The sequence below is a fragment of the Streptomyces sp. TRM70350 genome, from assembly GCF_019219825.1.
Taxonomy (GTDB): domain Bacteria; phylum Actinomycetota; class Actinomycetes; order Streptomycetales; family Streptomycetaceae; genus Streptomyces.
The window spans coordinates 1-635 of the sequence record NZ_JAHUXH010000119.1 but is presented as its reverse complement, the minus strand read 5'-3'; the positions used below and the strand labels follow the sequence as shown (position 1 = coordinate 635).

The following is a 635-nucleotide window of genomic DNA, read 5'->3' as shown; positions in this document are numbered from 1 at the left end:
GACGCCGGGCTGATCTGGATCGGGCCGCCGCCGCAGGCGATCCGCGACCTGGGCGACAAGGTGGCGGCCCGGCACATCGCCCAGCGCGCGGGCGCCCCGCTCGTCGCCGGTACGCCCGATCCGGTGAGCGGCGCGGAGGAGGTCGTCGCCTTCGCCGAGGAGCACGGGCTGCCGATCGCCATCAAGGCCGCGTTCGGCGGCGGTGGCCGTGGTCTGAAGGTCGCCAGGACCCTCGAAGAGGTGCCCGAGCTGTACGACTCGGCGGTCCGCGAGGCGGTCGCCGCGTTCGGCCGGGGCGAGTGCTTCGTCGAGCGGTACCTGGACAGACCCCGGCACGTGGAGACCCAGTGCCTGGCCGACCAGCACGGCAACGTGGTGGTCGTCTCCACCCGTGACTGTTCACTCCAGCGGCGGCACCAGAAGCTGGTCGAGGAGGCCCCGGCGCCGTTCCTGTCTGAGGCCCAGGTCGCCGAGCTGTACCGCGCCTCGAAGGCCATCCTCAAGGAGGCCGGATACGTCGGCGCGGGCACGGTGGAGTTCCTGGTCGGCCTCGACGGCACGATCTCCTTCCTGGAGGTCAACACCCGCCTCCAGGTGGAGCACCCGGTGACCGAGGAGGTCGCCGGGATCGACCT

Annotated in this window: 1 protein-coding gene; it reads left to right on the top strand. The window is 72.1% G+C overall.

All coding sequences use genetic code 11. The features are described 5' to 3' along the window. A partial coding sequence (locus tag KWI83_RS37835; protein WP_218518894.1) for an ATP-grasp domain-containing protein occupies window positions 1–635 on the top strand: 635 nt, incomplete at both ends.